Source organism: Streptomyces sp. NPDC048254, assembly GCF_043201895.1.
Taxonomy (GTDB): Bacteria; Actinomycetota; Actinomycetes; order Streptomycetales; family Streptomycetaceae; genus Streptomyces.
The window spans coordinates 470,161-483,014 of sequence record NZ_JBICZJ010000004.1; the positions used below are offsets into that span (position 1 = coordinate 470,161).

Here is a 12,854-nt window from a genome sequence, read left to right on the forward strand (position 1 = left end):
GCACCCCACGAGTCGAGCACCCCACGACGAGAGGACACGACATGCCCAACCCCGACGGCGCGCCGGCCACCGGCTGTCCCGTGCACGCCGACGCCACGGCGGCCCCCCGCCCCTGGGCGCCCGGACTGCCCGAACCCGGCCCGGTGGAGCAGCTGTTGCTGCCCGACGGCAACCCGGTCTGGATGATCACCCGATACGACGACGCGCTCGCCGCACTGAACAACCGCAAGCTCAGCAAGCACTTCGACAACGCGCTGCCCGAGCTGTGGCCCTCCGTGGGCTACGACGGCCGTAAGTCCATCCTCAACCAGCACATGAACCTCGCCGACCCGCCCGAGCACACCCGGCTGCGCAGACTGGTCTCCAAGGCGTTCACCCCGCGCCGGGTCGCCGACCTCGGCGAGCGGATCCAGCAGATCACCGACGAACTGCTCGACGCGGTCGCCGAGGCCGGCACCGCCGACCTGAAGGCCTCGTTCATCTCGCCGCTGATCTCCACGGTGCTCTACGAGATGCTCGGCGTGCCGCTCGCCGACGTCGAGGAGTTCGAGCGCAACACCTACATATTCGTCGGCCTCGGCAACTCCTCCAGCCCCGAGGAGGTCGTCGCCTCGGTCGGCTGGTTCGAGGAGTACCTGACCAAGCTGACCGCGCAACGCCGCGCCGACCCCGGCCCCGACCTCATCTCCGGTCTCGTGCAGGCCAACGAGGACGGCGACGCCCTCGCCGACCTGGAGATCCGCTCCACGGTCATGCTGCTGCTCCTCGCCGGTGCCGAGACCACCATCAACCTGCTGTCCAACGGGATCCTCGCGCTGCTGCGCAACCCGGAGCAGCTGGCCGAGCTCAAGGACGACCCCGAGGGCCTCGTCCCGGCCATCGAGGAACTGCTGCGGCTGACCAGCCCGGTGTTCACCGTGGTGTACCGCTTCGCCACGGAGGACATGGAGCTGGGCGGCGCACAGGTCAAGGCGGGCGAGCACGTGATGATCTCGCTGGCCGCGGCCAACCACGACCCGGGCCAGTTCAGCGACCCGGAGACGCTGGACATCCACCGTGACGCCTCCAAGCACCTGGCGCTCGGCCACGGCACCCACTTCTGCATCGGCGCCCCCCTGGCCAGGCTCAAGGCCCGGATCGCGCTGCGCACCCTGTTCGACCGCTTCGACGACCTCCGACTCGCCGTCCCCGACGAGAAGCTGACCTGGACCCCGAGCCTGGTGGCCAACAGCCTGGACCACCTGCCGGTGACGTTCACCGCGGTCACCCCGGCCGCCACGGGCTGACCTCTCCCGCGTATCCCTTGCCCCTCCCCATACCGAGACTCTTTTCCGCGCGGTGACCACCGTCCCCGCGCGGGGTTGGGAACGACAGCGATGACCGAGGCACCGATGCTCGACCCGGGCTTCATAGCCCAGCTGCTGCCCTTCGACCCCTTCGACCCGGCCTTCCTGGCCGACCCCTACCCGGTCTACGCGCAGATCCGGGAGAAGGGCCCGGTGACCCGCACCCCGCTGGGGCTGTGGGCGGTGACCGGGCACGAGGCCTGCTCGGCCGTACTGCGCGACCAGCGCTTCGGCTGGGGCGACGGCGCCACCGTCGCCGACCACTTCCGCACCGAGACCGACGGCACGGTGGTGCGGCCGTTCATCTTCTCCGACCCGCCCGAGCACACCCGGATCCGCGCCCTGGTGAGCAAGGCGTTCGCGGCCCGCCAGGTGGACCGGATGCGCAGCACCGCCGAACAGGTCGTGCGCGAGCTGATCGAGACCGCGCGCGCCGAGGCCGGCGACGGTCCGATCGACCTGATGAGCGCGGTGGCGCACCCGCTGCCCGGCCGGATGCAGAACGCGCTCCTGGACGTCCCGGCCGAACACGCGGCCCGTTTCGACGAGTTGTCCGGGGACATCGCCCGCGGCCTGGACCCGAGCTTCCTGCTCGGGCCCGAGGAGATCGCCAAACGCGACAACGCCCGCGCCGAGCTGTACCGGTACATCGGCGAGCTGGCCGAGGAGCGCCGGGCGAAGCCGGGCACCGACCTCATCAGCGAACTGGTCGCCGTTGAGGAGGGCGGCGACACGCTGACCCCGGAGGAGCTGGAGGTCACCTGCACCCTGCTGCTCTCCGCCGGGTACGCCACCACCGTGAACCTGATCGGCAACGGCATGCTCGCGCTGCTGGGCCGCCCCGACCAGCGGGACTGGCTGCGCGCCCACCCCGGCCAGGTGCCCGCCGCGGTCGAGGAGATGCTGCGCTTCGACACGCCGGTGCAGATGATCTCCCGGGTCGCCCTGGCCGAGGCCGAGATCGCCGGGCACACCGTCCAGCCGGGCGAGCAGGTCATGCTGATGATCGGCGCCGCCAGCCACGACCCGGACGTCTACGACGACCCCGACGAGCTGAAGCTGGACCGGCCCGCCGGCCGCAACCTGGGCTTCGGCCTCGGCATCCACTTCTGCGTCGGCGCTCCGCTGGCCCGGCTCACCGCACAGGCCGCGGTGTCCGCACTGGCCGCGCTGGACCTGGAGCCGGTCACCGACAGCCCGGCCCGGGTGCCCAACATCATCATGCGCGGCCTGGCCGAACTGCCCGTCCGGGTCACCGCCTGACCCGCACGCCGCCGGGCGGATGCCCACCGGAGCCCTCCGGTGGGCACGCACCGCATCCGCAGGGCGTCCCGCACGCGATCACAGGGCCACGGATTCATCGCACCGATCACACCGCCACGGCCGCATCGCACGCGACCACACGGCCACGGCCTCACCGCCCCCCGACCACACGACCAGACGGCCACGGCCCCACCGCACACGGAGAGTACGGGGATGACCGACACCCTGACCACACCAGAACTCTGGGTCCGCCGCTACCGGCCGGCGCCCCGGCACACCGACCTGTCGCTGGTCTGCTTCCCGCACGCGGGCGGCTCCGCCAGCTACTTCCGGCCGCTCGCCGACGCGCTGGCCCCCGTCGCCGACGTCCTGTCCGTGCAGTACCCGGGCCGCCAGGACCGGCGTGCCGAACCGCCCCGCACGGCGATCTCGCAACTGGCCGACGAGATCCTCACCGTGCTGGAGTCCCTGCCGCGGCGCCGGCTGGTGCTGTTCGGGCACAGCATGGGCGCCTGCGTGGCGTTCGAGGTGGCCCGCCGGATCGAGCGGGGTTCCTCGCTCGACCTGCTCGGGCTGGTCGCCTCCGGCCGCACCGCCCCGCCCAAGGTGCGCGACCGCGGGGTCCGTTCGATGGACGACGCCGGTGTCGTCGCCGAGATCCGCCGCCTCAACGGCACCGACGAGCGGCTGCTTCTCGACGACGACGTCATCCAGATGATCATGCCGGCCATCCGCGGTGACTACACGGCGGTGGAGTCCTACCGGTATCAGCCGGGGCCGCCGCTGCGCTGCCCGATCAGCGTGCTCGTCGGCGACGACGACCCGCAGGTCACCGTCGCCGAGGCCGAGGAGTGGCGCGACCACACCGCAGGCGCCTTCACCCTGCGCGACTTCCCCGGCGGCCACTTCTACCTGGCCGAACAGCAGGCCGGAGTGGTCCGGGCGCTGACCGAGGACCTGGCGGCCTTCCGCCGCGGCCCGGGACGCGACGCCTGACCGAACCGTCCCCGAGCACGCCCTCCCCAGACCGAAGGAAGCCTGTGGTGATGACCGACCTGGCCGCCGCGATCGAGTCACCCGACGCGCAGACACATGACTTCGCGTCCCTGCCGGTACCGGAGTCCTACCGGGCCACCGTGCTGCGCAAGGACGAACAGCACATGTTCGACGGTGTCCCGGTCGACGACCGCGAACCCGCCAAGGCCCTGCACATCGCTGACGTACCGACCCCGGAGCCCGGCCCCGGCGAGGCCCTGATCGCCGTCATGGCGAGCTCCGTCAACTACAACACGGTGTGGAGCGCGCTGTTCTCGCCCGTGCCGACCTTCGCCTTCCTCGAACGCTATGCCCGCACCGGCGGCCCGGCCGCCCGGCACGACCTGCCCTACCACGTGATCGGCTCCGACCTGTCCGGTGTGGTCCTGCGCACCGGGCCCGGGGTGCGCCGCTGGCAGCCCGGTGACCGGGTGGTCGCGCACTGCCTGTCCGTCGAGCTGGAGGACGCGGCCGGCCACGACGACACCATGCTCGACCCGGAGCAGCGGATCTGGGGCTTCGAGACCAACTACGGCGGGCTGGCCGAGCTGGCGCTGGTGAAGGCCAACCAGCTGATGCCCAAGGCCGGGCACCTGACCTGGGAGGAGGCCGCCGCCCCCGGCCTGGTCAACTCCACCGCCTACCGTCAGCTCGTCTCGCGCAACGGTGCCGCCATGAAGGTCGGCGACACCGTGCTGATCTGGGGCGCGGGCGGTGGTCTCGGCTCGTACGCCACCCAGTACGCGCTGGCGGGCGGCGCGATACCGGTCTGCGTGGTCTCCAGCGAGCAGAAGGCGGAGATCTGCCGGGCGATGGGCGTCGAGGCGATCATCGACCGCGGCGCGGAGAACTACCGGTTCTGGCGGGACGACGAGACCCAGGACCAGCGGGAGTGGAAGCGGTTCGGCAAGCGCATCCGCGAGCTGACCGGCGGCGACGACGTGGACATCGTCTTCGAGCATCCGGGCCGGGAGACCTTCGGCGCCTCCGTCTACGTGGCCCGCAGGGGCGGCACGATCGTCACCTGCGCCTCCACGTCCGGCTACCGGCACGAGTTCGACAACCGCTACCTCTGGATGCACCTCAAGCGGATCATCGGCTCCCACTTCGCCAACTACCGCGAGGCCTGGGAGGCCAACCGGCTCGTCGTCAAGGGCCGTATCCACCCCACCCTTTCGCGTACCTACCCGCTCATCGAGACCGGCCGGGCCGTCACCGACGTCCACCGCAACCACCACCACGGCAAGGTCGGCGTGCTGTGCCTGGCCCCGCGGGAGGGTCTCGGCGTCACCGACCCCGAACTGCGGGCACGGCACGAGCCGGCCATCCACCGCTTCCGCACGGCGTGAGTGTTTGGTCTGCACCATTGACATGCCCACGGACCAGGGCCTTCAATGCGGCACGTCTACGTATGTCTTCCGACGTTCACGTATGAGGAAGGTCCTGGCATGAACACCCCCCACCCGGACATGGCCTGGCCCCGCACCCTGTTAAGACTCCTCGCTCTGGTCGCCGTGGTGCTCGGCGTCCAGGCCGCACCCGCAGGCACCGCCCGGGCCGCCGCGCCCGTCAACGTGATCGCCTTCTACGACGGCACCTACGACGCGGCACACATCAGCTTCGACCACGAGGCCAACACCTGGTTCCCGCAGGCCGGCGCCCAGAACGGCTTCACCTACACCGCGACCACGGACTGGAGCCGGCTCAACACCGCGACGCTCGCCAACTACCAGGTGGTGATGTTCCTCGACAACTACCCGCACACCGCGTCGCAGCAGTCCGCCTTCCAGACCTACATGGCGGGCGGCGGCGGATTCATCGGCTTCCACGTCTCGGCGTACAACGACAACACCAGTGACTGGCCCTGGTACCACAACACGTTCCTCGGCACCGGCACCTTCAAGAGCAACAGCTGGGGTCCGACCGCGGAGACCCTTCAGATCGACGACCCCACCCACCCCGCGACCGCGAACCTCCCGGCCACCATCACGTCCTCGGTCAGCGAGTGGTACAGCTGGCAGAACGACCTGCGGCAGAACCCCGCCATCGACATCCTCGCCTCGATGGCGCCGTCCACCTTCCCGATCGGCACCGACCCCAACCAGACCTGGTACAGCGGCTACTACCCGATCGTCTGGTCCAACCGCAACTACAAGATGGTCTACAACAACTTCGGCCACAACGCGATGGACTACGCGACCAACACCACCCTGTCGTCGACGTTCGGGAGCGCCCAGCAGAACCAGCTCCTGCTCCAGGAGATCAAGTGGGCGTCCGGCCAGTCCGGTCCGGTCACCCCGCCCGCGAACACCACCGGTCCGATCCACGGCTACGGCGGCAAGTGCGTGGACGTGGCGGGCGCCGCCACCGCCAACGGCACCGCCGTACAGCTCTACGACTGCAACGGCAGCAGTGCGCAGAACTGGACGGTCTCCACGGCCGGGACCCTCAGCGCGCTCGGCAAGTGCATGGACGTGACCGGGGCCGCCACCGCCAACGGCGCCAAGGTGCAGCTCTACGACTGCAACGGCACCGGATCACAGGTCTGGCAGCCCGGCGCCAACGGCTCCCTGGTCAACCCGCAGTCGGGCAAGTGCCTCGACGCGACCGGTCCCAGCTCGGCCAACGGCACCCGGCTGCAGATCTGGTCGTGCTCGGGTTCCGCCAACCAGAACTGGACGCTGCCGTCCTGAGCCGCCTCCCGTGAAGGCCGGCATGCCGCGGCCGCGGCATGCCGGCCCGGGGACCGGGGGTCAGAACAGTGTGCGCAGGGGCGTTCCGGCGCTCCAGGCCGCGATGTCCTCGACCGCGTCCCGGTAGAAGACCTCGTACAGATCCCGGGCGACGTACCCGATGTGGGGAGTGACCACGGCGTTCGGCAGGGTGCGCAGCGGGTGGCCGGCGGGCAGGGGTTCCCGGTCGAAGACGTCCAGCGCCGCCGACGCGATCCTCTTCTCGGTCAACGCCCCGATCAGCGCCGCCTCGTCCACCAGGGGCCCGCGCGAGGTGTTCACCAGGATCGCCGTCGATTTCATGAGGCCCAGTTCGCGCTCGCCGACCAGGGCCCGGGTGCGGTCGCTGAGGACGAGATGAATGCTCAGCACGTCGGAGCGGGCGAACAGTTCGTCCTGCGAGACGTATTCCGCCCCCTTCGCCTGCGCGGCCGCGGGCGTCAGGTTCTGGCTCCAGGCGATGGTCCGCATGCCGAAGGCGCGCCCGATCTCCGCCACCGCGGTCCCGAGCCGGCCGAGACCCAGCACCCCGAGAGTGGTGCCCCTGAGGCTCGTCCCCAGACCCTCCTGCCAACCGCCCCGGCGCACGGAGTCCACCTGCTGCGGGACCATGCGGGCCGCGGAGAGGATGAGCGCCCAGGTGAGTTCGACCGTCGGGTACCCGAAATAACCGGTGCCGCATACGGTGATCCCCGCACGGCGAGCGGCCTCCAGATCGATCGCCGCGTTGACCGGCCCGGTGGTCACGAGCAGCTTCAGGCGCGGCAACCTGCCCAGGGTCGAGGACGGGAAACGCGTCCGCTCCCGCATGGCGACCACCACCTCGTACTCGGCGAGCGCCGCCACGACCGCCTCCTCGTCCTCGAAGGCGTCCCTGAAGACGTGCACCTCGGCCTGGAGCGAGTTCCAGTCGGCCAGACCCAGGGCCACGTCTTGGTAGTCGTCCAGGATCGCGATCCTCATACGGATTCCTCTCGCTCTCGGCAGCCGGGCCGACATACGGATGGGTGAGGCGTGTACCGAACGAGGGTACGGGGGCGAACCGCCGGGGCTCGTGTGGCAGGTGGGCCCCGTGACCGAAATGGTCGTCACCCGCGTGTGGTTTTTCTGCACACACCTCGAAAAGACCTGTCAAGCGCGATGTTCCTCACAGGAAAAAGCGGCCCCAGGGCGGCCGTCTGCGGCAGTTTTGCGGTGGTAACCTCAAATGAGTGGGCAATCGACTCCTCGTCAAAGGCGCAGGCCGACACGGCCTTCGCGATGTCTCCGCGAAATTTCGCGGGAAGCCGCGCTTCGTATTCGAGGGAGTTTCCGGTTCGGATAAGTCGAGCCGGGCGTCCGACAGCGTATTCACGGAAGGCCGGCCGAGGTATATGGAATCGCTGTCCGCATACGCAGGGAAAATCCTCGGACAGCTCGACGAACCCACCGCCGGTCCGCACGACCGGCTGATCGGCATGGGCCCGGAAGGGGGCCACCGGGGCGGACAGGTGATCGCCGCGGGCACCCCGGAACAGATCGCGGCCCACCCGGGATCGCACACCGGCGGGTATCTCGGTGCGTTGCTGGAGGAGACCCTATGAGCCTCGCCCACATGGAAGCCGCGACGACGCGGGCGCTGTCCCCGTTCGACGACGAGACCGACGGTCCTGAACCGCGGCTCCCGGCGGACGGCGGCAGCACCGACCCCGTGAAGGACTACCTGCGCCTCATCGCCCGGGTCAAGCTGCTCACCGCGGAGCAGGAGGTGGACCTCGCCCGGCGCGTCGAGGCCGGACTGTACGCGCAGCGGCTGCTGGCGGAGGGCGAGAACCGGCACCCCCGGGAGGAGCTGGTGCTGCTCGCCGAGGACGGCCACCGGGCGAAGTCCCACCTCACCGAGGCCAACCTCCGTCTGGTCGTCTCCGTGGCCAAGCGCTTCACGGGCCGGGGCCTGGACTTCCTGGACCTCATCCAGGAAGGCAACTCCGGTCTCATCCGCGCGGTGGAGAAGTTCGACTACACCAAGGGCTTCAAGTTCTCCACGTACGCGACCTGGTGGATCAAACAGGCGGTCACCCGCGCCCTGGCCGACCAGAGCCGCACCATACGGATCCCGGTCCACACCGTGGAGCTCATCAACCGGGTGGCCCGGGCGCGCCGGGAACTGATGCAGGACACGGGCGTCCTGCCCACCCCGGAGGATGTCGCCGCGAAGGCCGAGATCCCGGTCGCACGGCTCGTCGAACTCGACGCCTACACCAGGGAACCCGTCTCCCTGCACGCCACGCTCAACGAGGAGGGCGACGGCGAGTTCGGCGACCTCATCGAGGACACCGACACGCCTTCTCCCTGGGCGTCCGTCACCCACCACCTCCTCCAGGACAGCATCCGCGGTCTGCTCACCGGCATGACCGCCCGTGAGGCCGGCATCATCACGCTGCGCTACGGACTCACCGACGGCCGCCCGCACACCCTGGAGGAGATCGGCATCGTCTACGGCGTGACCCGCGAACGCATCCGGCAGATCGAGGCCAAGACGATGAGCAAGCTCCGTCACCCGTCCCGCTCCCAGGTACTGCGGGACTACCTCGACGACACCTGACCCGACCGGCCCGGGACCCGAAGGGAAGTGGTTCACGGTCGGGCCCCCCGGGGAGAGGGCGGCCCAGTGGCGGGCAGCCGTGTACGGCCGCCGTTACAGACCGCGCCACACGTTGTCGAACGCCGCGTCCTCGATCTCCCGCCGCTGCCGGACGGCGGCCAGCTCCGTCACGGCGCCGTCCACGGCGGCCACCACCGTCACGGTCGCGTCGGAAACGGCACTCGCGAGGTCCGCGGGCGTCTCGTCCTGGATGCCCACCGCGGCCGCGAAGGCGGAGAGCACGGGCTCCCCCGACGTCCAGCGCTCACGCGCCCGGGCATGCTCGGGCGAGTCGGCCGGCGCCGTCCGCCCGGTCGGCAGCGGCAGCCAGCGCCGCCGCTGCCGGGTGACCGTGCCGTCCTCCTCCAGTTCGGCGAGATAGGCGGCGGACAGGCCGCGCCCCCGGCGCCACAGCCAGTCCTCGACCGACTCGTAGGGCGTGTCGCGCTTCAGCGCCGCCACCGCCTGGTCAAGGAGCCGGTCGCCCGTCCCGCCCTCGGTGGCGGGCACGACGATCTCGTCGTCGAGGGTGGCCGTCCCGGCGTCGAGGAGATCGACCAGTTCGGCTCCCGCGAGCGCCAGTGAGAGGTCGCCCTGCTCGACGGGCCGGGCCGCGGCGTCGTACACGGTGACGATGAACAGGTCCCGGGGTGTGGTCATGTCGGACTCCCCAACAGAGATGGCGGCAGAGGCATCTGCGGCAATGGTGGCGCGGAAGAACACGGTGCCCGGTGCGGGCGCCACGCAGTCTCTCGCGCTTCGCCCGCGCAGGTCACTCGTTCCGCCTAGGCGAGAGGCGTGCCATGCCGCTTCCCGCGCCGTACCACCACGATGTGCCGCGACGAGCCGGCACGCAGCGCGACACGGGCGGGCGCGGGGCCGGGGAAGCGGCGATCGAGAGGGCCGGGGAGCAGGGACCCGCACGGGCGGGCCGGGGAGAGGGACCCGCACGGGCGGGGGCGGCGATCCACAGCGCCGGTGGAGTGCCGGCATGCGCGATAGGCTGCTTGGCGATCAGAAGGGTGGCATCGGCCGGAGGTGGGTGGACATGACAGCGGAGGTCGAGCCGTCGTCCGCCGTCGGCGTGGGCGGTCGGGACAGCCGGCTGGGTCCCCTGATCATCACCCTCTTCGGGCTGTACGCGCGCGGTGAGCACAACTGGCTCTCCGTGGCCTCGGTGATACGTCTCATGGCCGACCTCGGTGTCGAGGGTCAGGCCGTCCGCTCGGCGGTCTCCCGGCTGAAGCGGCGCGGGGTGCTGCGGAGCGAGCGTCACGGGGGAGCCGCCGGATACGCCGTCGCCGACACCGCGCTGGAGGTGCTGGCGGAGGGCGACATACGCATCTTCGAGCGGAACCGGGCCGCGGCCGGCGACGGCTGGCTCGTCGTCGTCTTCTCCGTGCCCGAGTCCGAGCGGGACAAGCGCCACGCCCTGCGCACGGCCCTGACCCGGCTGGGCTTCGGCACCGCGGCCCCCGGTGTCTGGGTGGCCCCCGGCATCCTCGCCGACGAGACCCGCCGCACCCTGCAACGCCTCGAACTGACCCCGTACGTCGACATCTTCACCGGCGACCATTTCGCCTTCGGCGACCTGTCGGCGAAGGTCCGTGAGTGGTGGGACCTCGACGAGCTCACCGCGCTCTACGCGGACTTCCTCGCGCGGTACGCGCCGGTGCGCGAGCGCGCGGCCACGGGCGGGATCGCGCCGCGGGAGGCGTTCGGGATCTATCTGCCGATGCTCACCGAGTGGCGTCGGCTCCCGTACCGCGACCCCGGCCTGCCGCTCTCCCTGCTGCCGCAGGGCTGGCGCGGCGAAACTGCCGGCGCGCTCTTCGAAGAACTCGACAGGACGCTCAGGGCGCCCGCCCGCGAACACGCCCTGGCGGTCATCCACACGTCCTAGGCCTACGGCCTGACCAGCCGTTCCTCCGGGATCACGGCCACGCCGAGGATCTCGATCAGCGCCTCCGGCTGCCAGAGCGCGGTGCAGCCGATGCCCGCCATCGCCGGGTACACCGGCCCCGCGAGCTCCCGCCACACCCTGCCGATCTCCTTGCCGTGGGCCTGGTAGTCGGGGATGTCGGTGAGATAGATCGTCACGCTCACCAGGTCCGCCGGCTCGCCGCCCGCCGCCCGCAGCGTGGTGAGCACATTGCCGAACGCCTGGCGGAACTGCTCCACGATCCCACCCGGAACGATCTTCATGTCGGCGTCGAGCGCGGTCTGGCCGCCCAGATGGAGCGTGTTCCCCGCGAGCGTTCCGTGCGAGTAGCCGCTCGGGGCGGGCAGCTCGGGCGGGTTCACGGCGACGGGAGTCATGAGGCCTCCGGTTCGGTGGTGTCCGGCTCCGGCCGCACGGCCGGTCGTATTGACAATAAATGACGACCGTGAAAAATACGAGATAGAGCGCGGTCCTCTTCCGGACCCCGGCAGCCTTCCAGGGAAACGGAGCCGTTCCATGGAGCCCGACCTCAGCAAGTACCGACTCGAAGGCGACAGCGAGATGTACCGCCTGCCCAGCGGCATCGTCGCGCCCGTCGTCACCCGGGCCGGTCAGGAGGACGTGAACACCGCCGACTCGGGCGGCGCCGTCCGCGTGTCGGGCGTCAGCGCCCAGCACACCCCGGCGCGCCGCCTCTGGTACGGCAAGGTCAGCAACGAGCCCGGCTACCGCTCGGTCACCCACCACCACGGCGAGGCCGAGACCGGCGGATACGTCCTCTCGGGCCGGGCCCGGATCTACTTCGGCGAGAAGTTCGAGGACTACGTCGACATGACGGAGGGCGACTGGGTCTTCGTCCCGCCCTTCATGCCGCACGTCGAGTGCAACCTCTCCCGGAGCAAGCCGCTGGTGTGGATGACCACCCGGACCCCGGAGAACATCGTGGTGAACCTGCCCGACGTGGCCGACACCGACCTGCGCGACTGGCTGAACCGATGACCGCCGCCCCGACCTCGGCGATCGTCACCGCGGCCCTCACCCTCAAGCCGGCCGCGCCCGAGCACTTCGACCTCGCGTTCACCGCCACCACCCAGCCCTGCCCCTGGCCCAAGGCCTACGGCGGCGACCTCGTCGCCCAGGCCGCCGCGGCCGCGATGCGCTCGGTGACCGACGGCAAGTCGCTGCACTCGATGCACAGTTACTTCCTGCGCCCGGCCGACATCGGCGCCGAGGTCCGCTACGAGGTGGAGGTGGTGCGCGACGGCCGCGGCTACAGCACCCGCCAGGTACGCGGCTACCAGAACGGCAAGGTGCTCTACGTCTGCCTCGCCAACTTCGCGGCAGGAGAGCCCGGCGCCTCCTTCCACGCCGAGTCCACCGGGGAGATCCCCGCTCCCGAGACGCTGCCCAGCTCGGCCGAGTACCTCGCCGAGCGCACCGGCGGCACCATGACCGCCGAGTCCAGGGCCTACTGGCGCGGCGGCCGCGGCTTCGACATGCGCCACGTCCCCGGCCCCGTCTACCTCACCGTCGAGGGCGAGCGGCTGCCCCACCAGGCGGTCTGGCTACGGCCGTTCGACGCGCTGCGGCCCGTCGAGGGTCTCACCGACGCCCAGCGCGACCTCGCCGCCCTCGCCTACGTCTGCGACTACACGATCCTCGAACCCGTCCTGCGGGTCCTCGGCCTGGCCTGGGCCGACCCCGGCCTGGTCACCGCCAGCCTGGACCACGCCATGTGGTTCCACCGCCCCGCACCGATGGACGACTGGCTGCTCTACGCCCAGGAAGCGGTGGCCGCCGACGCGGGCCGCGGCCTCGGCACCGGACGCTTCTTCACCCGCGACCACCGTCACCTGGCCACAGTCGTCCAGGAGGGCATGATCCGCCCCGCCTGACCGCCCGCCGCATTCCAC

General features: G+C 70.8%; 13 protein-coding genes. 10 read left to right on the plus strand and 3 right to left on the minus strand.

Annotated features, from left to right (window positions below):
- Positions 1 to 41: 41 nt before the first annotated feature.
- The 5 genes from ACGFZQ_RS14635 (at position 42) to ACGFZQ_RS14655 (ending at position 6,337) form a co-directional block, all read left to right on the plus strand.
- On the plus strand, positions 42 to 1,286 hold the full coding sequence (locus ACGFZQ_RS14635) for a cytochrome P450 (RefSeq protein ID WP_393840655.1): 1,245 nt from the start codon (positions 42 to 44) through the stop codon (positions 1,284 to 1,286).
- Positions 1,287 to 1,376: 90 nt separating this feature from the next.
- Entirely contained in the window at positions 1,377 to 2,609 is a 1,233-nt protein-coding gene (locus ACGFZQ_RS14640; protein ID WP_393840656.1) for a cytochrome P450, read from the plus strand.
- A 213-nt stretch (positions 2,610 to 2,822) separates the two neighbouring features.
- Complete coding sequence (locus ACGFZQ_RS14645; protein ID WP_393840657.1) at positions 2,823 to 3,605, plus strand: thioesterase II family protein; 783 nt, start codon at positions 2,823 to 2,825, stop codon at positions 3,603 to 3,605.
- A 50-nt stretch (positions 3,606 to 3,655) separates the two neighbouring features.
- Positions 3,656 to 4,993, plus strand: a complete 1,338-nt coding sequence (gene ccrA / locus ACGFZQ_RS14650) for a crotonyl-CoA carboxylase/reductase (RefSeq protein ID WP_393840658.1) — start codon at positions 3,656 to 3,658, stop codon at positions 4,991 to 4,993.
- Positions 4,994 to 5,092: 99 nt separating this feature from the next.
- Positions 5,093 to 6,337, plus strand: coding sequence for a ThuA domain-containing protein (locus ACGFZQ_RS14655; protein WP_393840659.1), 1,245 nt, complete (start codon positions 5,093 to 5,095; stop codon positions 6,335 to 6,337).
- Between the two features lie 60 nt (positions 6,338 to 6,397).
- On the opposite strand, the gene ACGFZQ_RS14660 is transcribed toward ACGFZQ_RS14655, so the two are convergent.
- The gene (locus tag ACGFZQ_RS14660) at positions 6,398 to 7,339 is read right to left on the minus strand and encodes a D-2-hydroxyacid dehydrogenase family protein (protein WP_393840660.1); all 942 of its coding nucleotides are present in this window, start codon (positions 7,337 to 7,339) and stop codon (positions 6,398 to 6,400) included.
- A gap of 248 nt (positions 7,340 to 7,587) precedes the next feature.
- Here ACGFZQ_RS14660 and ACGFZQ_RS14665 point away from each other — a divergent pair, with 248 nt between their 5' ends.
- The gene (locus tag ACGFZQ_RS14665; RefSeq protein ID WP_351736813.1) at positions 7,588 to 7,959 is read left to right on the plus strand and encodes a hypothetical protein; all 372 of its coding nucleotides are present in this window, start codon (positions 7,588 to 7,590) and stop codon (positions 7,957 to 7,959) included.
- Positions 7,956 to 8,960 (plus strand): RNA polymerase sigma factor, encoded by a 1,005-nt coding sequence (locus ACGFZQ_RS14670; RefSeq protein ID WP_393840661.1) that lies wholly within the window; start codon positions 7,956 to 7,958, stop codon positions 8,958 to 8,960. The genes ACGFZQ_RS14665 and ACGFZQ_RS14670 overlap by 4 nt, the downstream gene beginning before the upstream one ends.
- Positions 8,961 to 9,053: 93 nt before the next feature.
- Here ACGFZQ_RS14670 and ACGFZQ_RS14675 read toward each other — a convergent pair whose 3' ends face one another.
- Complete coding sequence (locus ACGFZQ_RS14675) at positions 9,054 to 9,659, minus strand: GPP34 family phosphoprotein (protein WP_351736809.1); 606 nt, start codon at positions 9,657 to 9,659, stop codon at positions 9,054 to 9,056.
- Positions 9,660 to 10,047: 388 nt separating this feature from the next.
- Between ACGFZQ_RS14675 and ACGFZQ_RS14680 the strand changes: the two genes are divergently transcribed.
- Entirely contained in the window at positions 10,048 to 10,902 is an 855-nt protein-coding gene (locus ACGFZQ_RS14680; RefSeq protein WP_393840662.1) for a PaaX family transcriptional regulator C-terminal domain-containing protein, read from the plus strand.
- Positions 10,903 to 10,904: 2 nt separating this feature from the next.
- Here ACGFZQ_RS14680 and ACGFZQ_RS14685 read toward each other — a convergent pair whose 3' ends face one another.
- A complete protein-coding gene (locus ACGFZQ_RS14685) occupies positions 10,905 to 11,318 on the minus strand; it encodes a RidA family protein (RefSeq protein WP_351736805.1) in 414 nt (137 codons plus the stop codon).
- A gap of 139 nt (positions 11,319 to 11,457) precedes the next feature.
- On the opposite strand from ACGFZQ_RS14685, the gene ACGFZQ_RS14690 reads away from it, so the two are divergent.
- Together ACGFZQ_RS14690 and ACGFZQ_RS14695 are read left to right on the plus strand one after the other, a co-directional pair.
- Positions 11,458 to 11,940, plus strand: coding sequence for a cupin domain-containing protein (locus ACGFZQ_RS14690; protein WP_360496034.1), 483 nt, complete (start codon positions 11,458 to 11,460; stop codon positions 11,938 to 11,940).
- Positions 11,937 to 12,836: an acyl-CoA thioesterase gene (locus tag ACGFZQ_RS14695; protein WP_393840663.1), complete on the plus strand. Its 900-nt coding sequence runs from the start codon at positions 11,937 to 11,939 to the stop codon at positions 12,834 to 12,836. Before ACGFZQ_RS14690 ends, ACGFZQ_RS14695 begins: the two co-directional genes overlap by 4 nt.
- The last annotated feature ends 18 nt before the right edge of the window (positions 12,837 to 12,854 follow it).